At 61.6% G+C, this 17,519-nt stretch carries 15 protein-coding genes; 5 read left to right on the plus strand and 10 right to left on the minus strand.

Features of this window, described 5'->3' with window-relative positions; genetic code table 11:
* Position 1 precedes the first annotated feature (1 nt).
* Genes GBK02_RS00495 through GBK02_RS00510 form a run of 4 tightly spaced genes read right to left on the minus strand, consistent with a single transcriptional unit; the run spans position 2 to position 2,434 of the window.
* Complete coding sequence (locus tag GBK02_RS00495) at positions 2 to 961, minus strand: aspartate carbamoyltransferase catalytic subunit (protein ID WP_203467834.1); 960 nt, start codon at positions 959 to 961, stop codon at positions 2 to 4.
* Positions 954 to 1,463 carry a bifunctional pyr operon transcriptional regulator/uracil phosphoribosyltransferase PyrR gene (gene pyrR, locus GBK02_RS00500; protein WP_203467835.1) on the minus strand — a complete coding sequence of 170 codons (510 nt, stop codon included), beginning with the start codon at positions 1,461 to 1,463 and terminating at the stop codon, positions 954 to 956. The genes GBK02_RS00495 and pyrR overlap by 8 nt, the downstream gene beginning before the upstream one ends.
* Positions 1,447 to 1,881: a Holliday junction resolvase RuvX gene (gene ruvX, locus GBK02_RS00505; protein ID WP_203467836.1), complete on the minus strand. Its 435-nt coding sequence runs from the start codon at positions 1,879 to 1,881 to the stop codon at positions 1,447 to 1,449. The genes pyrR and ruvX overlap by 17 nt, the downstream gene beginning before the upstream one ends.
* A complete protein-coding gene (locus GBK02_RS00510; RefSeq protein WP_203467837.1) occupies positions 1,874 to 2,434 on the minus strand; it encodes a YqgE/AlgH family protein in 561 nt (186 codons plus the stop codon). The genes ruvX and GBK02_RS00510 overlap by 8 nt, the downstream gene beginning before the upstream one ends.
* A gap of 38 nt (positions 2,435 to 2,472) precedes the next feature.
* On the opposite strand from GBK02_RS00510, the gene GBK02_RS00515 reads away from it, so the two are divergent.
* The gene (locus GBK02_RS00515; RefSeq protein ID WP_203467838.1) at positions 2,473 to 3,879 is read left to right on the plus strand and encodes a deoxyribodipyrimidine photo-lyase; all 1,407 of its coding nucleotides are present in this window, start codon (positions 2,473 to 2,475) and stop codon (positions 3,877 to 3,879) included.
* 31 nt (positions 3,880 to 3,910) lie between these two features.
* On the opposite strand, the gene GBK02_RS00520 is transcribed toward GBK02_RS00515, so the two are convergent.
* The 5 genes from GBK02_RS00520 to GBK02_RS00540 are packed head-to-tail and all read right to left on the minus strand — an operon-like array spanning position 3,911 to position 12,713.
* Positions 3,911 to 9,268, minus strand: coding sequence for an Hpt domain-containing protein (locus GBK02_RS00520; RefSeq protein WP_239003102.1), 5,358 nt, complete (start codon positions 9,266 to 9,268; stop codon positions 3,911 to 3,913).
* A 42-nt stretch (positions 9,269 to 9,310) separates the two neighbouring features.
* Complete coding sequence (locus tag GBK02_RS00525) at positions 9,311 to 11,404, minus strand: methyl-accepting chemotaxis protein (protein WP_203467840.1); 2,094 nt, start codon at positions 11,402 to 11,404, stop codon at positions 9,311 to 9,313.
* Between the two features lie 35 nt (positions 11,405 to 11,439).
* Entirely contained in the window at positions 11,440 to 11,952 is a 513-nt protein-coding gene (locus GBK02_RS00530) for a chemotaxis protein CheW (protein WP_203467841.1), read from the minus strand.
* A gap of 5 nt (positions 11,953 to 11,957) precedes the next feature.
* On the minus strand, positions 11,958 to 12,323 hold the full coding sequence (locus tag GBK02_RS00535) for a response regulator transcription factor (protein ID WP_203467842.1): 366 nt from the start codon (positions 12,321 to 12,323) through the stop codon (positions 11,958 to 11,960).
* Positions 12,324 to 12,338: 15 nt separating this feature from the next.
* Positions 12,339 to 12,713 carry a PleD family two-component system response regulator gene (locus GBK02_RS00540; protein WP_203469252.1) on the minus strand — a complete coding sequence of 125 codons (375 nt, stop codon included), beginning with the start codon at positions 12,711 to 12,713 and terminating at the stop codon, positions 12,339 to 12,341.
* A gap of 224 nt (positions 12,714 to 12,937) precedes the next feature.
* Here GBK02_RS00540 and GBK02_RS00545 point away from each other — a divergent pair, with 224 nt between their 5' ends.
* The 4 genes from GBK02_RS00545 to sugE are packed head-to-tail and all read left to right on the plus strand — an operon-like array spanning position 12,938 to position 16,038.
* Positions 12,938 to 13,801, plus strand: a complete 864-nt coding sequence (locus GBK02_RS00545) for a hydroxymethylpyrimidine/phosphomethylpyrimidine kinase (protein WP_203469253.1) — start codon at positions 12,938 to 12,940, stop codon at positions 13,799 to 13,801.
* Positions 13,791 to 14,423, plus strand: coding sequence for a thiamine phosphate synthase (gene thiE, locus GBK02_RS00550; protein WP_203467843.1), 633 nt, complete (start codon positions 13,791 to 13,793; stop codon positions 14,421 to 14,423). The genes GBK02_RS00545 and thiE overlap by 11 nt, the downstream gene beginning before the upstream one ends.
* Positions 14,420 to 15,703: a glutamate-1-semialdehyde 2,1-aminomutase gene (hemL, locus tag GBK02_RS00555; protein ID WP_203467844.1), complete on the plus strand. Its 1,284-nt coding sequence runs from the start codon at positions 14,420 to 14,422 to the stop codon at positions 15,701 to 15,703. Before thiE ends, hemL begins: the two co-directional genes overlap by 4 nt.
* Positions 15,700 to 16,038, plus strand: a complete 339-nt coding sequence (gene sugE, locus GBK02_RS00560) for a quaternary ammonium compound efflux SMR transporter SugE (protein ID WP_203467845.1) — start codon at positions 15,700 to 15,702, stop codon at positions 16,036 to 16,038. Before hemL ends, sugE begins: the two co-directional genes overlap by 4 nt.
* Here sugE and mgtE read toward each other — a convergent pair.
* Positions 16,030 to 17,472 carry a magnesium transporter gene (gene mgtE, locus GBK02_RS00565; protein WP_203469254.1) on the minus strand — a complete coding sequence of 481 codons (1,443 nt, stop codon included), beginning with the start codon at positions 17,470 to 17,472 and terminating at the stop codon, positions 16,030 to 16,032. The genes sugE and mgtE overlap by 9 nt on opposite strands.
* Positions 17,473 to 17,519 lie beyond the last annotated feature (47 nt).

The raw sequence follows: 17,519 nt of genomic DNA on the forward strand, positions 1-17,519 counted from the left end.
ATCAGTTCCCCGCAACAATGCTCATGACGGCCATGCGAACCGCGATGCCGAAGGTGACCTGCGGCAGGATCACGGCCTGCGCCCCATCGGCCACCGCCGAGTGGATTTCGACGCCGCGATTCATCGGCCCCGGATGCATCACGATGGCGTCCGGCTTGGCCAGCGCCAGCTTTTGGGGCGTCAGGCCGTAATGGCGGAAATATTCGCCGGCCGATGGCAACAAGGCGCCGGTCATGCGCTCGTTCTGCAGGCGCAGCATGATCACCACGTCGCAATCCTTGAGGCCTTCTTCCATGTCGTGGAAAACATGTACACCGAGCTTGTCGAGATGCTTGGGCAGCAGCGTGGCCGGGCCGATGGCGCGGACTTCCGGCACGCCGAGCGTGGTCAGGGCGTGAATGTCGGAACGGGCGACGCGCGAATGCAGGAGGTCGCCAACAATGGCGACACGCAGCTGCGTGAAGTCCTTCTTGTAGTGACGAATGGTGTACATGTCGAGCAGGCCCTGGGTCGGGTGCCCGTGTCGGCCGTCGCCGGCATTGACGACGTGGATGTCGTCGCGCCCGACCCGCTTCAGGTGCTCGGCAATCAGGTAAGGTGCGCCGCTCGAGGCATGGCGCACGACGAACAGGTTGGCATGCATCGCGCAGAGATTGTCGATGGTATCGAGCAGGGTTTCGCCCTTGCTCGCCGAAGACTTGTTGATGTCGAGATTGATCACATCGGCCGACAGGCGCTTGGCAGCGATCTCGAAGGTTGTCCGGGTGCGCGTCGAGTTCTCGAAAAACAGGTTGAAGACGCTCTTGCCGCGCAGCAGCGGGACTTTCTTGACGTCGCGCGCCGAGACTTCCATGAAGGATTCGGCGGTGTCGAGAATCTGCGTGATGATTGCCTTAGGCAAGCCTTCGGTCGACAACAGGTGAATCAGTTCGCCATTTTTGTTCAGCTGCGGGTTATGCATTTTCCAGCCTCCAGACCAGTTGACCGTCGTCCTGCCTGGCCAGCACCAGGCTCTGACCTTCGCCGAGGGCGACATCCCAGACACAATGCGTTGCGCCGATCGGCAATTCGCGTTCACCGCGATCAGCCAGCACGGCCAGTTCGATCGAGGCCGGACGACCGTAGTCGAACAGTTCGTTGATCGCGGCCCGCGTCGTGCGGCCGGTGTAGAGCACGTCATCGACCAGGATGATGTGGCGACCTTCGACGTCGAACGGGATGACCGTCGGCTTGACCTGCGGATGCAGGCCCTTGGCCGCGAAATCGTCGCGGTAGAAAGAAACGTCGATCAGGCCGATCGCGTCGGGCAAGCCGAGCAATTCGCGCAGGCGTTCGGCGATCCAGGCGCCGCCGCTATAAACGCCGACCAACGCCGGATTGCGGTGCAGTTGCGGGCGAATCAGTTCAGCCAGTTGCCGACACTGGGCTTCGGCGTCGGGCAGGGGATTATTCAGGGGTGACATGGTGCGGGCTTTCGAACCAGGTTTGAAGGATGAGTTGGGCCGCCACGGCGTCAAGCAGCGGCTTGGCCGACTTGCTGTTGCGACCGGTTTCGCGCAGGCGGGATTCGGCGTCGAGCGAGGTCAGACGCTCGTCGGCAAAGGCCACGGGAAGATTGAAGCGGCGTTTCAGACGCTCGGCGAACTTGGTCGCCAGACGCGTCATGTCATGCGGCGTGCCATCGACGTGGGTCGGCAGGCCGACGACCAGCTGGACCGGCTGCCATTCGGCGATCAGCTTGCCGATCTGGGCGAAGCGATCGTCGTTCGACTCGGCCCGGATCACGGCCAGCGGATGAGCGCTGCCAAGCAGGGTTTCACCGGTTGCCACGCCGATACGTTTTTCGCCGAAGTCGAAGGCCAGAACCGTGCCGTCAGGCATGCCCGGCCACGTCGGAAAGTTGCGTGAAGCTGATCCCCAGGGCCTGCATCGCCGCAGGCAGGCGCGCTTCCGGCGGCAGGTCGAAAAGGATGCTCGGCTGCGATGGCACGGTCAACCAGGAATTTTGCGCCAATTCGCTTTCCAGTTGCCCGGCTTCCCAGCCGGCGTAACCCAGACTGACCAGGATCTCGCCCGGCAGGCCGGCGCTGCCGACCGAAACCAGCACATCGCGCGAACTGGTCAGCCCGACAGCAGGATTGACGACCAGCGTCGACTGCCATTCCCCGATCGGCCGATGCAGGACAAAACCACGGTCAAGCTGCACCGGGCCGCCAAAATATACCGGCAGATCGGCCATCTCCGGCGCTTCAAGCTTGATGTCGATCTTCTCGAACAAGCCGGCCAGATTCATGTCGATTGGACGATTGACGATGATCCCGAGCGCCCCGTTTTCGTTGTGCTCGCAGATATAGACCAAGGCATTGGAAAAATACGGATCCTCCAGCGCCGGCATGGCGATGAGGAAGTGATCGGTCAGGTTGACGCTGTTCATGACTGGAATTTTAATGCCCGGTCGGGTACAAACCAACCATGAAACACGAAAAAGCTCTTGTCTGGTTCCGCCGCGACCTGCGCGACCACGATCATGCCGCCCTCAGTGCGGCCCTTGCCGAAGCCGGCGAAGTTCACTGTGCCTTTGTTTTCGACACGGAAATCCTCGCGGCCCTGCCGTCGCGCCACGACCGGCGCGTCCAGTTCATTCACGAGTCGCTGCTTGAACTGGATAGCGCATTGCGTGCCAAAGGGGGCGGGCTGATCGTCGTACACGGCCCGGCAAGCACTGAAATTCCCCAACTGGCGTGCCAGCTGGGCGTTTCTGCGGTGTACGCCAACCGCGACTACGAACCGGGAGCCAAACGACGCGATGCCGAAGTTGCCGCCCGCTTGGCGGCTGACGGCATCGCCTTCAAGGGCTGCAAGGATCAGGCGATCTTCGATGGCGACGAAGTGCTGACCCAGGCCGGCAAGCCGTTCTCCGTATTCACGCCGTACAAAAATGCCTGGTTGAAGCGGTTGACCGCAGCAGACTGGGCCGAATATCGCTGCACCGGCCAATTCGCCCCCGGCCCGGCCAATGGCATACCGACACTGGCTGAACTCGGTTTTGCCGCGACTGACCTGCACGAAGTCGGCATCCGCCCCGGCATGTCCGGCGCCGAAGCACTGTGGGACGACTTCCGCGAACAGCGCATCTTGCGCTATGGCAGCCTGCGCGACTTTCCCGCCGTCAAGGGCGTCTCCTATCTGTCGGTTCATCTGCGCTTCGGCACGCTGTCGATCCGCCAGTTGGTCCGCGAAGCCGTCTCGCGCGAGGCGGATGTCTGGCTCAGCGAGCTGATCTGGCGCGACTTCTATTTCATGATTCTCGACCGTCACCCGCAGGTCGTCAGTCAGGCTTTCAAGCCGGAATATGACGCTATCCGCTGGGCCGACTGGCCGGCCGGCTTCGCCGCGTGGTGCGAAGGCCGCACCGGCTATCCGCTGGTCGATGCGGCGATGCGCCAGCTCAAGCACAGCGGCTGGATGCACAACCGGCTGCGCATGATCGTCGCCTCGTTTCTCACCAAGGATCTCGGCATCGACTGGCGCCTGGGCGAACGCTACTTTGCTGAACAGTTGATCGACTTTGACCTCTCGGCCAACAACGGCGGCTGGCAATGGGCCTCGTCGAGCGGCTGCGATGCCCAGCCTTATTTCCGGATTTTCAACCCGGTCACCCAGTCGGAAAAATTCGATCCGGAGGGCAAGTTCATCCGCCGTTACGTGCCGGAGCTAACCAAGGTCGCCAACAAATACATCCACGCACCGTGGCTGATCGGGCGTATCGAGCAGGAAGCGCTGGGTGTCGTCATCGGCCGGGATTACCCCGGTCCGATTGTCGACCATGCCAAGGCCCGCGACGAAACGCTGGCCCGCTATGCCGTGGTCAAACGCTGAAACGGCAAGGCAAGCTCAGGACGGTGCCGGGCTACCCTGCTTTTTTGCAGTAACCGGCAACCAATCCAAGTAGTTCGTCTTCGTCGTAGGGCTTGCCAAGATAGTGATTGGCCCCGATTTCGAGCGCGTAGTTGCGGTGCTTGTCGGCGGTACGCGAAGTGATCATGATCACCGGCAGATGCTTGTACTGCTCGTCGGCGCGAATGTTGCGCAGCAGGTCGAAACCATCCATGCGCGGCATTTCGATATCGGAAAGCACGACATCGGGCTGCACATCGAGCAATTTTTCCAGCGCATCGACCCCATCCTTGGCCAGAACCACCTGATAACCTTCGCGGAGCAGCAGGCGACTGGTGATCTTGCGGACTGTCAGCGAATCATCGACCACCATAACGGTCGGCAACGTAGCGCCGGACGCAACCGGCGCAGCCTCGGCCGGTGTCGTGGTCTGCGGGGTAGCCAGCGGCGTCCGGGCGGCCAGGGCGACCGGATTGAGGATCAGGACCACCTGGCCGTCGCCGAGCACCGTGGCACCTGAAATACCGACGACACGCGCCAGTTGCGCACCGATGTTCTTGACCACGACTTCCTGGTTGCCCTTGAGCTCATCGACCAGCACAGCGACCCGCTGCGTCCCCGAGCGCAGCAGCAGCACCCAGTATTGACGGTGCGCTTCGGGAACGGCCGCCGCATCGCCCAGCAAATGCGGCAGGAAATGGAAGGGGTAGCGATTGCCCTGCCATTCGGCCTCGCCGTTTTCACGCAAGGCGGTCAGTCCCTTTTCCTTGAGCTCAAGCACCTGTTCGATCATCGTCGAGGGCACGGCATAACGCTGCGCACCGGCCCGAACGAGCAAGGTCTGGGCCATTGCCAGGGTCAGCGGCAGATAAATCCGGAAGGTACTGCCGGCGCCCGGTTGTGACAGGGTTTCGATCCGGCCGCCCAACGCCGTCACTTCGGTCTTGACCACATCCATGCCGACGCCGCGCCCGGCCAGCTGGCTGAGTTCGGCGGCAGTCGAGAAACCGGGGTGGAAAATGAAATCGTGCAATTGGGCCGCGTCGACCGCAGCATCCGGTGCAAGCAGGCCCATGGCTTCGGCTCGGGCGCGAATCAGCTGATGATCGAGGCCCTTGCCGTCATCGGCCAGTGTCAGGATGATTTCATTGCCTTCCTGGGCCAGTTTCAGCGTGATTTCACCGATTTCGGACTTGCCGGCTGCCAGCCGTTGCTCGCGGCTTTCGATGCCGTGCGTCACGGCATTGCGCAGCATGTGCTCAAGCGGTGCCAGCATTTTGTCGAGCACCGAACGGTCGATATCGACCTGACCATCGGCGATGTCGAGGTTGGCCCGCTTGCCGACTTCCTTGGCAGTCTGCCGAACGATGCGGTAAAGGCGCTCGGACTGGCTGGCAAACGGAATCATCCGGACAGCCATCAGTTCCTGCTGCAAACTGCGGTTGAGGCGCGACTGGGCAATGATTGCAGCATTCGCATCGTCCAGGTTCTTGAGCAGATTCTGCTGCACCGTTGCGACGTCATTGACCGATTCGGCCATGAAGCGCGTCAACTCCTGGAAGCGCGTAAAGCGGTCGAGTTCAAGCGGATCGAACTCGGCCTGCCCCTCCTGCGCAACCCGCGCCTGCATCTGGCCTTCAGCCTGGATTTCGATTTCTCGCAACTGGCGGCGCAGACGAATGACGTTTTCGGTCAAGTCGAGCAGCGATCCTTTAAGGTTGCGCATTTCCCCTTCGATACGCGTCCGGGCAATGGCCAGTTCGCCAGCCTCATTGACCAGCCGGTCGACCAGGTCGGCGCGCATGCGCAAGCTACCGTATTGCGCTCCAGCCGCTTCGATTTCGGTGTCTGCCCCTGGATTTCCAGCCGGCATCGCCGTTTCGTCGTCTTCGGGATCGGCATCAGGTTCAGCGAGCAAATGCGCGCCGCGGCGGAATGCATCGACCGTCTGGGCCAGCGCATCGAAACCGGCCTCAAGTTCGTCGAACGGGATCCCATCAGGCGCGTTGGCCTTGAGCGTTTCATCAACCCGGGTTTCCAGCAGATGCGTCAGCTCGCCAAGGTTCATCGCCCCGGCCATGCGGGCATTACCCTTGAAAGTATGCAGCAGGCGGGCAATCGCCTTGGGATGAGCATCGAGTGTCGGGTCGGCACGCCAGGCGCGCAGATGGCTTGCCAGATCGCGCAGTTGGTCGCTGGCCTCTTCGAGGAAAATCGGCAGCAGCTGTTCGTCCAGCGTATCGTTGAGCAAGGGCGCCAACGGAATCGGCGCGCTGGCCGGTGCTGCAGGCGGCATCTCGGCGTGCAGCGGAATGATCTGTGCACTTTGCTGCGGCGGCGCTTCCGGGGTTTCGTCAACGGCTGGCGCAAGGAAGATTTCGTCCAGCGCGACAATCAGTTGCGGCTGTTCATCGGGTGCTTTTTGTGCCGCCAGGCCGGCGAACATTTCTTCGAGCATCATGATGCTCTGACGCACGGTTTCCAGGCCCTCGATGCTGTCCGGCTGGGCCGAACTGTCACGCCGCAGCAAGGCATGTTCGAGGGCGATAGCCAGGTGGTTGAGCGGCATCAGGCCGACCGTGGCTGAAATACCGCCCAGCGTGTGTGCGGCGCGTGTCATTTCAAAGGTTGTCGGCGCATCCGGCGTGGCGTTGAGCGCGGCATGACTATCGATCAGCGTCTGCAGATGGCCGCGTGCTTCTTCGCGGAAAATGTCGTAAAGCGTCGGCGCCGCAGGGGGCGCTGCAATTTCGGCTTTTTCGGGAGTTGACTGCAGCATTTGCTCGTCGGCGACCAGCAAATCCTCCAGCGCCTCGGCCGTAACCTGGAGATGCACATCGGCTTCGGCTTCGGCTTCGGCTTCCAGTATGTCGGTTTCCGGCAGATCAAGCAGGATCGATGGCGCATCGGTTGCGCTATCCGGCACCGGCAATTCAATTTGCTGAACGGCGGAGGTTGCTGCGGTCGACTCGACCGGCAGCGGCAATTCCGGGGCGCTGGCACCACGCAGTTGTGCCGCCATGGCAATCAATCCGGCCGGGTCGGGCAAGGCGCCCTGCCCGCTTTCGAGACAGGCCACCCAGGCGCTGAAAAGGCGATGCTCGTCGGCAATCATCGTGTGCAACGCCGGCGTAACCGGCAGATCCTGTTGCAGCCAGTGATTCAGGGTCTGTTCAAGCGCCCAGGCGGTTTCGCCCAGATCCTTGAGGCCGACCATGCGTCCGCTACCTTTCAGCGTGTGCGTTGAACGACGGATGATGGTCAGCGCGTCGACGTCATTTGCCGCGGCAACCAGTCGCGCGGCCTGCTCGCCGATCGTTTCCAGCACCTGGTTGGCTTCTTCAAGGAAGATGGCCAGCAGTTCGGCATCAATGTCGGCATGACTGGCTTCGGCCAGTTGCAATGTTGCGGCCGAGGGCGGCGGTGCGTCGAGCGTGCCGGACGGCAGGCCAGACAGCGCGGCATCGACGCCACCGCTTTGCAGGGCTTCGAGGGCCAGCTTGGCTGACTCGCCGAGCTCGCGGTCGGCCACCAGGTCGGCATCTTTTTGAATCGATTTGAGGTTCTGCTTGAGCTCGTCCTGCAGATTGAGATCTTCCGGCGATTCACGCAAGGCTTCGACAAGGTTGCGCGTTTCACGGGCTTGCTCGGCGAGTTGGGCTTCAACCGTGGCATGGGGCATTTCTGCCTCGGCCGCCGGGTCGACCGCGGCACCGCCTTTTTGACGACGAACGAAGGCATCGAAATCGGTTTCGCCGTGTTGCAGCGAATCGACGAAGAATCCGAGCAGGGAAAGCTGCTGGGCCAACGCCTCGAAGTCATCGTGTGTCGGTGTTTGATCCGGCGCGGCAAACTGGCGAATGTGTTCGCCGCAGGCTTTCAGACTGTTGACCGCGGCAAAGTGACCCAGCATCGCAAAAGCGCCGCCAATCTGCTTGAGCGGGCCGTCGATCGGTGCAAAATCCAGGCCCTTGGCCGGCTCGCGGAAGAAAACGTCGAGCGCCTGCTCGATCTGTGCCAGATTACTCTGAATTTCCTTGCCGACCTGGCCGATCAGCAGACGCTCCTGCGCCCGCCGTGTCATTTCATCGAGCGCCGGCAGGGCCTGGTCGCCGGCCATCGGTTTGCCGGCAATACAGGCGTACAGCCGGGCGACCATCAAATCGACCTGCTGGGCGAAATCGGTACCCAGGCGGTGGAAACTTTCCTGAGCGTTCTGCAACAGCAGAATCGCGGTCGCAACTTCCATGGCGACCGTATCGTTATGTCGTCCCGGCGCTTCGGAGAGCCAGTTGGCAATGGCCCCCAGACCCTGCCCCAGGCGTTTCAGGTCGGTATAGCCGATGTCCTCGGTCAGCGTCGCGCAGACTCGTGCATGGTCGACAAAACTGGTCAGGCTGCTGGCGCTGCCGGTGCAAAAGCGATTCCACAACTCCTCGGTCGTGGCCAGCGCTTCGCGCAATTTGCGCAACGCGGCATCCTGCGGTTTGGGACCGGCCAGAGGGACGGCCGATGGCAAAAGTGCCGACAAGGCAAAGGTCGATTGCACCTGGGCAATCTGCGGGCTGAGTTCCGCCGGGGCCTGCGCCACGTGATACAGGGCTTCGCGCATCACGCGTTCGGCGATACTGTTCGAGCCTTCGAGCAAACGCCGGATCTGGGCATCGAAATGCGAGCAAAGCTGGCGAGCCGACACATCGGCAGCGACTTCCGGGGCGGCCAGTGCATCAAGGAAAGCCAGCCCGACCCACCAGAACGAACGCGCCGCCGGTGCTTCCTGCAGCGCCTCGACGCCGGCCAGTGCCTGACGCATTTGCTGACGCCCGGCTTCGGCTTCCGCCGGTTTCTTGAGCCAGCTGAGCAGGCCTTTCTGGTAACGCATGCGCTCGGTCTTGAGCGCCGCTTTCAATTCGTCCGGACTGACCGTTGGCGCACCGGCCCAACGCTTGGGCGGCCGCAGGCTGAGATCGGGGTAAAACAGTTCGCTGGCATGGCCAGCCGGCATTCCGCGGGCGGCTTTCAAGGCCTGGCTGACAGGCAGAAGACGCAAAGGCTGGTTCGGTTCGCCAAGCATCAGGTCGTCGAGATATTGCCGCAAGGCCGACAAAGCCTGCCCGATTGCCGTCAAGCAAGCCTGATCGGCAAGCAGACGCCCTTCTTCAAGCCCTTGCAAGAGAAGTTCGAGCGAATCGCTGATCTGCGTGACACCATCCAGGCCGACGATGGCCAGGGCCCCGTGCACCTGGTGCACGTGGGTGCGACAGAATTTGAGCTGGGTGACATCGGTCCCGCCTGCCGACTGGGCCAGCGCCTGCTCGGCACGCTCCAGCGCCAGGTCGATCTCCGCCTTGACCCAGGAGAGCGGGCCCAAATCAAATTCCGTTGCCGCGTTCATGGTATCCCGTGCTGCCTATCAATCGACCTTGAAGCCGGCGACCGAGCCCTTGAGTTCGGAAGCCAGCGCCGTCAGTTCATCCACGGCCTCGGCGGTGCGCTGCGTACCGGCGGTGGTTTGCTCGGTCACCCGCAGAATGTCCTGCATCAGCGTTGCCACGTGCGAGGCCGAATTGGCCTGGGTTTGTGTCGAGCTTGAAATATCCTGAATAAGGTCGGCCAGATCGCGCGACACCTGACCGATTTCGGTCAGCGCCTGACCGGCCGCGTCGGACAGCTTGGCCCCCTCGACCACACCCTGGGTCGATTGCTCCATGGCGGAAACCGCATCCTGCGTATCGGTCTGAATGGTTTTCACAATCGCCGCAATCTGCTTGGTTGCTTCGCCGGAGCGCTCAGCCAGTCGCTGCACTTCTTCCGCCACCACGGTAAAGCCGCGACCGGCATCGCCGGCCGAAGCCGCCTGGATGGCAGCGTTCAAGGCCAGCACGTTGGTCTGTTCGGTAATGTCGGAAATCAGCTCCACGATTTCGCCAATTTCCTGTGAACTTTCGCCAAGGCGCTTGATTCGCTTCGAGGTTTCCTGAATCTGCTTGCGAATTTCGTTCATGCCCTTGATCGAGTCATGTACCGCCTGCGTCCCCTTTTCGGCGGCCATCAGCGACTGGCGCGCAACCTGGGCGGACTGCGTTGCATTGCCGGAAACCTGGCTCATCGAGCTGGCCATTTCCAGTGCCGACTGGCCGACTTCCTGAATTTCAAGCGACTGGCGCTCGGCCGCGCTGAGCAATTCGGCCGAAGTCTGGCGGGCGATTTCAGTCGCTGCCGTGACTCGATTTGCCGCATCGTTGATCCGCCCGACCAGCACGCGCAGTTCTTCAATCGTGTAGTTGATCGAGTCGGCGATGGCGCCGGTAATGTTTTCGCTCACGGTGGCCGTTACGGTCAGATCACCGTCAGCCAGATCGCCCAGTTCGTTCATCAGGCGCAGAATGGCGTCCTGGTTTTCACGATTGGTCTGCTCCGAGGTTTGACGCTGCTGGTCAGCAGCCAGCGCCCGGCGCCCGGTATCGTCGAGATAGACCTTGGCAAGCAGCGCCAGCGTGGCCAACGAGGCGAGCAACAAGATCAGAAGCAAAACAATATAGATCGCCCGTTCGGAAAGGCTGTCCTGATAGCCGCGAGCCAGGTCATCGGTTGCCTTGAGCAGTTCCTCGCTCTCGCGGAAAATCCGCGAACCGGCTTGCTTGGAAAGCACCAGCGGCTGGATGTTGCCCAGAATGCTGGCGATCGCTTCCTGATACTCCTTGAACGCCGTATCGAGCTCGGCCAGTTTGGCCCGGCTTTCCGGATCGTTGCTGCCGGACAGGCGGAGCATGTCGTTGCCCTTGCTCAGGCCTGCCAGAATATCGCGGAAGGCATTGGTATCCTTGCCGAGCAGGAAGGCGACTTCAGGGTTGATTTCATCGCCGACCAGCAAGGCCGAAGCATTCTTGGCGATCCGCTGAGTCAACATCACCAATTGATTGGCGGCCGCAATCTCGCGGGCCGAACTGCCGGCCTGCAACTTGAGGGCGGCCAGTTGATCGGTCAGTTCCAGCATGGCCGGATTCTTGTTGTCGATCGTGGCCACGTTGCGACCAAGCGCAACCAGGCTTTTCTCTTGGGCGATCACCGCCTGGGCGTCCTTGTCCGTCGATACCCAACGCTGGTTCAATGCCTCGATGCCTGCCAGCATCGAACCGGATGAAGCCGGCACATTGACGCCACCGATGTCGCCGCCTTCCGTCAGACGTTGCAGCAACTGGGCAAAGGTTTCGCGCGACTCGGCCAGTTGCGTGAAGGCTGCCGCATTACCCTGCAGCGCCAGGGAAGAGGCTTTGGCCAGTCGCTGCGAGAGCATGCGCATTTCACCGGAGGCGGCGATATAAGCCGTGCCATGGGTCGACTCGCGATTGTCGTGGAAGACCAGCGCCGCAATCACCAGCAGCAGAACCACAAAGACACCGCCCAGTGTCTTCATCTGCTGGACGACCGGCTGCTTGGCGATGAATGCGGGCAACTGCAATTTTGCGGTCAACCCATCATTCGGACGATTAAGGCTATTAGCCATGAAAACTCTCCACTGGGGTCCCGGAAAATCCGGGATCAGAACCCGATATTCATGAAATCTTGATCGACGAGCAGGTCGCGCACCGAAAGCTTGCGCCAGACCTGTCCATTTACATCCGTGTAACGTGCTGCGGCCCAGGCCGGTGCTGCATCATCCGCCGCCGCCAGGGCAAAATTCTCGGGATTTTTCAGCCCCAGCATGCGCGACACGAGCAGCGCAGAGTTGGCCCCGAATTTGGTCCCGACAAGCAAGAGGCGCGCACTGGCATTCTGTGCAGTCGGTGCTCCGCCGCGAAAAGCCGAAAAATCAGTCACTGCATGCAGGTTGCCGCGGATATTGGCGATTCCGGCAAACCACGGCTGCGTCAGCGGCACGCTCATCATGACCGGCGCCTGGACGACTTCACCACTATCGGCAAGGTCGACCAGCCAAGGCTCGTTGCCCGCCTCGACACCCAGCCAGGCAGCCGTTCCCTTGCCCTGTGCGGCCGTTTTGAGACGACCGGACAGGTATTCCTGAAAATCCCTGAGGCTGACTTTCCGGGCCATACCGCTCAGGGCAGGGCCGAGACGCGCTGCAGCAACTCGTCTGCATTGAGCGGCTTGACCAGATAATCCACCGCCCCCTGGCGCAAGCCCCAGATCTTGTCGGTTTCCTGCCCCTTGGAGGTGCAGACGATGATCGGAATGTCCTTGGTTTCATCATCGCGAGTCAGCGTTCGCGTCGCCTGGTAACCGTTCAAGCCGGGCATGACGACATCCATCAGGATCAAATCCGGCTTTTCCGACTTGGCCTTGGCAATGCCTTCTTCGCCGTTTTCGGCAGTAATCACCGAATAACCGGCCTTGACCAGCACGTCGACCGTGAAAAAGCGTTCGGTGGGAGAGTCATCGACAACGAGGATATTCTTGACTGGCATTCTGGTTCTCTGAGCTTACGAAGTGGATTCTGTCGCGGACGGAAAGGCAAATCTGGCGACCGTCTGCAGCAGGCTGTCCTTGGTAAAGGGCTTGGTCAGATATTCGGAAGAGCCGACCATACGGCCGCGAACCCGGTCAAACAGGCCATCCTTTGAAGAAAGCATGATGACCGGGGTGGATTTGTAACGGGGATTTTTCTTGATCAGCGCACAGGTCTGATAGCCATCGAGGCGCGGCATCATGATGTCGCAGAAAATAACGCTGGGCTGGTGATCGGCGACCTTGGCCAGGGCATCGAAACCATCTTCGGCGAGGACAACCTGACAGCCGGCCTGGACGAGAAAAATCTCGGCGCTTCGCCGTATCGTGTTGCTGTCGTCAATGACCATGACCCTGACGCCGCGCAGTGTTGTTAGATCAGCCAATTCCCCGCCCTCTGGCCTGTTATGGAACGTTCATACGTTCTCGGCATCTTACTACGGAAGTCGTAGGTAAACGTAGTCGTCAATTCAGTGTTGCCACATTGTCACAGCGGCGTCCTCACCGTCAGATTCGGATAAAATCGCGGCCATCTTACCGAATCCCCTTCGTGTCTGCCAACGACGCGATCTTCATGACCACAAACACGCCAAAAGCCTCTCTTCTTCCTTCCGTTCTGGTCTTTGCAGCAAGCGACCCTTCGTCGGGCGCAGGTATACAAGCAGACATCATGACGCTGGCCAGCCTCGGCTGCCATCCCTTGACCGCCTTGACCGCCATTACGGTTCAGGACACGGTCGGCGTGCAAAGCGTGCACCCGCTCAGTGCCGAATTGCTTGAGCAGCAGGCCCGCACGGTACTCGAAGACATGCCGGTTGCGGCCTTCAAGATCGGTGTTCTGGCCAGCCTGGAAAACGTTCTGGCCGTCGCCGAAATTGTCGGCGACTACCCGGAAATCCCGCTGATTTTTGATCCGGTCCTGGCATCCGGACGGGGCGATGAATTTTCCGACGAGGAAATCATCACCGCCATGCGCGAAATGCTGTTGCCGCAAACCACGCTGCTGACCCCCAACGCGCCTGAGGCACGCCGCCTGGCCGAAAATCCGGACGATGAAAATGAGCCGTCGATCGAAGTTTGCGCCCAGCGCCTGATCGAAATGGGCGCGCAGTATGTCCTGATTACCGGCACGCACGAAAACACGCCACAGGTCGTCAACACGCTCTACGGCGCCGAAGGCATCATCCGCCGCGACGACTGGGAACGCCTGCCCGGCAGCTATCACGGCTCGGGCTGCACGCTGGCGTCGGCCATTGCCGGCTGCATCGCTGGCGGCGCCAGTGTCGAGGACGCCGTGCGCGACGCCCAGGACTACACCTGGCAAACGCTGGCCAATCCGTTGCGCCCGGGCATGGGGCAATTCATCCCCGACCGCTTTTTCTGGGCCAGAAGCGAAGAAGAACCCGAAGATGCCCCGAAAGCCGGCGATGCCGTCTAAATTGCGTGGCCTGTACGCCATCACCCCCGACCAGACCGATGGCAAACGCTTGCTGGCCGACGTCGAAGCGGCCCTGCGCGGCGCTTGCCGCATCATTCAATACCGCGACAAGACCAGTTCGCCGGCAGAACGCGTGGTGCGCGCCCGGCAACTGCGCGAATTGACGGCAGACCATCAGGCAAAACTGCTGATCAACGACGATCTGGCACTGGCCGTGCTGGTCAAGGCCGATGGCGTTCATCTTGGCGCCGACGACGGCAACCTGGTTGCCGCCCGGGCCATACTCGGACCAGACAAAATCCTGGGTGCCTCTTGTTACGCCAGTCTTGCGCTGGCCCGCACAGCGGCGCAAGCCGGCGCCGACTACGTCGCTTTCGGCGCCGTTTATCCTTCGCCGACCAAACCGAACGCCCCGCTTGCCACGGTCGACCTGTTCCAGCAGGCAAAATCCACGCTGGCCGCTGCCAGCTGCGGCATCGGCGGCATCACGACCGACAACGCCGCCCCCTTGCTGGCCGCCGGCGCCGATCTGCTGGCCGTCATTACCGATCTTTTTTCCGCGCCGGACATCACCGCCCGCGCCGCCGCCTATCAACGTCTTTTCGAGGAATCCAAGGCATGACCTCTCGCAACCAGCAACTTTTCGAACGCGCCCAGCGCCACATTCCCGGCGGCGTCAATTCACCGGTGCGCGCCTTCCGCTCGGTCGGTGGCACGCCGCTGTTTTTCCAGAAGGGCATTGGCCCGAAGGTGCAGGATGCGGACGGCAAGTGGTACACCGACTACGTCGGCTCGTGGGGCCCGATGATCCTCGGCCACGCCCACCCCGATGTGATTGCCGCCGTCCAGGCCGCCGTGGTCGATGGCCTGTCCTTCGGCGCACCGACCGAGAAGGAAGTCGATATCGCCGATCTGCTGTGCGAACTGGTGCCATCCATGGACATGGTGCGCCTCGTTTCCTCCGGCACCGAAGCTACGATGAGCGCCATCCGCCTGGCCCGCGGCTACACCGGGCGCGACATCCTGATTAAGTTCGAGGGCTGCTACCACGGCCATTCCGACGGCCTGCTGGTCAAGGCCGGCTCCGGCCTGCTGACCTTCGGCAACCCGTCGTCGAGCGGCGTGCCAGCCGGCACCGCTGAAACGACCATGGTGCTGACTTACAACGACCCGCAGGAACTGGCCGACGCCTTCGCCAAGCATGGCGACAAGATCGCCGCCGTGATCGTCGAGCCGGTGGTCGGCAACATGAACCTGATCGCCCCGACGCCGGAATTCCTCAAAGCCATGCGCGAGCTGTGCACCAAGAACGGCTCCGTGCTGATTTTTGACGAAGTGATGACCGGCTTCCGCGTCGGCCTGAAGAGCGCCCAAGGCCTGTTCGGCATCACGCCCGACCTGTCCACTTTCGGCAAGGTGGTCGGCGGTGGCATGCCGCTGGGTGCTTTCGGCGGCAAGCGCGAAATCATGGAAAAAATCGCCCCGCTCGGCCCGGTCTATCAAGCCGGCACCTTGTCCGGCAACCCGATCGCCACGGCCGCCGGCCTGGCCACGCTCAAACTAATTCAGGAAAACGGCTTTTACGAAGCGTTGACCGCAAAAACCAAGGCCCTGTGCGACGGCCTGGTCGGCGCAGCGAAAAAACATGGCATCGCCTTTGCCGCCCAGAACGTCGGCGGCATGTTCGGCCTCTATTTTGCCGAGAAGTGCCCGGGCACCTACGACGAAGTCCTGGCCTGCGACAAGGAAGCCTTCAACCGCTTCTTCCACGCCATGCTCGACGCTGGTCATTACTTTGCACCGTCGGCCTTCGAAGCCGGTTTCGTCTCGGCAGCGCACAGCCAAGCCGACATTGCCGCCACGATTGCGGCCGCTGACGCCTGGTTTGCCACGCAAAAATGAGCCCAACCCAAGCCTGGCTCATTCTTTTCGTCGCCGGCCTGTGCGAAGTGGGCTGGGCGGTCGGCCTGAAATATACCGAGGGATTCAGCCGGCTCTGGCCCTCGGCGGCGACCGTGCTGGCCATGGTCGCCAGCGTCGTGCTGCTCAGTTGGTCATTGAAGGTTTTGCCGCTCGGCACGGCCTATGCGATCTGGACCGGCATCGGCGCGGTCGGCACGGCGATTCTGGGTATCTACCTGTTTGGCGAATCACGGGAAGCGGCGCGGCTGGCCAGTATCGGCCTGATTGTGGCCGGCATTGTCGGCCTCAAGCTGCTGACGCCGGACTCACATTAGGAATAGCGTCGCCAGACCGAGGAAGATGAAGAAACCGCCCGAATCGGTCAGGGCGGTAATCATCACCGACCCGCCAATGGCCGGGTCGGCGCCGAATTTCTGACGCAGCAACGGAATTCCCACCCCGGCGGACGCAGCCAGCAGCAAATTCAGCGTCATCGCTGCCGTCATCACCAGACCCAGCTTGAAGCTGCCGTACAACCACCAGGCTGAAATCCCCAGCAGGCCGCCCCAGATCAGGCCGTTGATCGTTGCCACGCCGAGCTCCTTGCGCAGCAGGCGACGCATCGCATCCGGCTGCACCTGGCCCATGGCAATCGCCCGGACAATCATCGTGATCGTCTGGTTGCCCGAGTTGCCGCCGATCCCGGCAACAATTGGCATCAGTGCAGCCAGTGCCACGAGTTTCTCGATCGAATCTTCAAAAGCGCCAATCACGCGCGAGGCGATAAAGGCGGTAACCAGATTGATCGCCAGCCAGGCCCAGCGGTTTTTCACCGAATCCCAGACCGAAGCAAAGATATCTTCCTCTTCACGCAGACCGGCCTGCGCCAGTTGCTCGCTCTCGGCCTCTTCGCGGATGAAGTCCACCACCGCATTGACGGTCACGCGGCCAACCAGCCGTCCTTCCGGATCGACGACCGGGGCCGACACCAGATCGTAGCGTTCGAACGCCTTGGCGGCTTCGTCGGCCAGATCGTCCGGTTCAAGTTCGACAAAGTCGGTCTGCATCAAGGCGCCGACTTCGACCTCGACTTCATTGACCAGCAGGATATTCAACGGCAACACGCCTTTCAGGCGTTCGTCGCGGTCGACCACGAAAAGTTGGTCGGTATGGTCGGGAAGTTCGTCGAAACGGCGCAGATAACGCAAAACCACTTCAAGCGAAACATCTTCGCGCACCGTGACCATGTCAAAATCCATGATCGAGCCGACCGACTCCTCCGGGTACGACATGGCGGCGCGCAACTGCTCGCGCTCTTCGACCGACAAGCCGCGGAAAACGTCGTCGATAACCCCTTGCGGCAGGTCGGGCGCCAGGTCGGCAAGCTCGTCGGCATCCAGCGTTTCAGCCGCCGCGACCAGCTCGGTCCGCTCCATCGAGTCGATCAGCGTTTCGCGAACGGCATCCGAGACTTCGAGCAGGATTTCGCCTTCGCGCTCGGCCTTGACCAGATCCCAGGCAATCAAGCGCTCATCGAGCGGCAAAGCTTCCAGAATGTAGGCAATGTCGGCCGGGTGCATCGGCTCAAGCTTGTGCTGCAGCTCGTTCAGATGCTGCTTGTGCACCATGTCCTCGACCAGGTCGTGGCGTGGCCCTTCCTGGCGATGCACCAACTCTTCGACCAATTTATGCCGCGCGAGCAGGGTCTGCACCTCGGCGAGGCGCTCCTGCAAGTCTTCGGTATCGGTCAGTTGGGCTTCTTCGCTCATGGTGCGCTGCGGCAAAAGGTGCGCCATTTTAGCACCGGGCGGATGTC

Origin of the sequence: Dechloromonas sp. TW-R-39-2, from assembly GCF_016864195.1 — a bacterium.
In the GTDB taxonomy this organism is placed as follows: domain Bacteria; phylum Pseudomonadota; class Gammaproteobacteria; order Burkholderiales; family Rhodocyclaceae; genus Azonexus.

Bases quoted from the DNA above. Each gene is read 5' to 3' on its own strand.
- GBK02_RS00495 (WP_203467834.1), bottom strand. From the start codon at position 961: ATGCATAACCCGCAGCTGAACAAAAATGGCGAACTGATTCACCTGTTG.
- pyrR (WP_203467835.1), bottom strand. From the start codon at position 1,463: ATGTCACCCCTGAATAATCCCCTGCCCGACGCCGAAGCCCAGTGTCGG.
- ruvX (WP_203467836.1), bottom strand. From the start codon at position 1,881: ATGCCTGACGGCACGGTTCTGGCCTTCGACTTCGGCGAAAAACGTATC.
- GBK02_RS00510 (WP_203467837.1), bottom strand. From the start codon at position 2,434: ATGAACAGCGTCAACCTGACCGATCACTTCCTCATCGCCATGCCGGCG.
- GBK02_RS00515 (WP_203467838.1), top strand. From the start codon at position 2,473: ATGAAACACGAAAAAGCTCTTGTCTGGTTCCGCCGCGACCTGCGCGAC.
- GBK02_RS00525 (WP_203467840.1), bottom strand. From the start codon at position 11,404: ATGGCTAATAGCCTTAATCGTCCGAATGATGGGTTGACCGCAAAATTG.
- GBK02_RS00530 (WP_203467841.1), bottom strand. From the start codon at position 11,952: ATGGCCCGGAAAGTCAGCCTCAGGGATTTTCAGGAATACCTGTCCGGT.
- GBK02_RS00535 (WP_203467842.1), bottom strand. From the start codon at position 12,323: ATGCCAGTCAAGAATATCCTCGTTGTCGATGACTCTCCCACCGAACGC.
- GBK02_RS00540 (WP_203469252.1), bottom strand. From the start codon at position 12,713: ATGGTCATTGACGACAGCAACACGATACGGCGAAGCGCCGAGATTTTT.
- GBK02_RS00545 (WP_203469253.1), top strand. From the start codon at position 12,938: ATGACCACAAACACGCCAAAAGCCTCTCTTCTTCCTTCCGTTCTGGTC.
- thiE (WP_203467843.1), top strand. From the start codon at position 13,791: ATGCCGTCTAAATTGCGTGGCCTGTACGCCATCACCCCCGACCAGACC.
- hemL (WP_203467844.1), top strand. From the start codon at position 14,420: ATGACCTCTCGCAACCAGCAACTTTTCGAACGCGCCCAGCGCCACATT.
- sugE (WP_203467845.1), top strand. From the start codon at position 15,700: ATGAGCCCAACCCAAGCCTGGCTCATTCTTTTCGTCGCCGGCCTGTGC.
- mgtE (WP_203469254.1), bottom strand. From the start codon at position 17,472: ATGAGCGAAGAAGCCCAACTGACCGATACCGAAGACTTGCAGGAGCGC.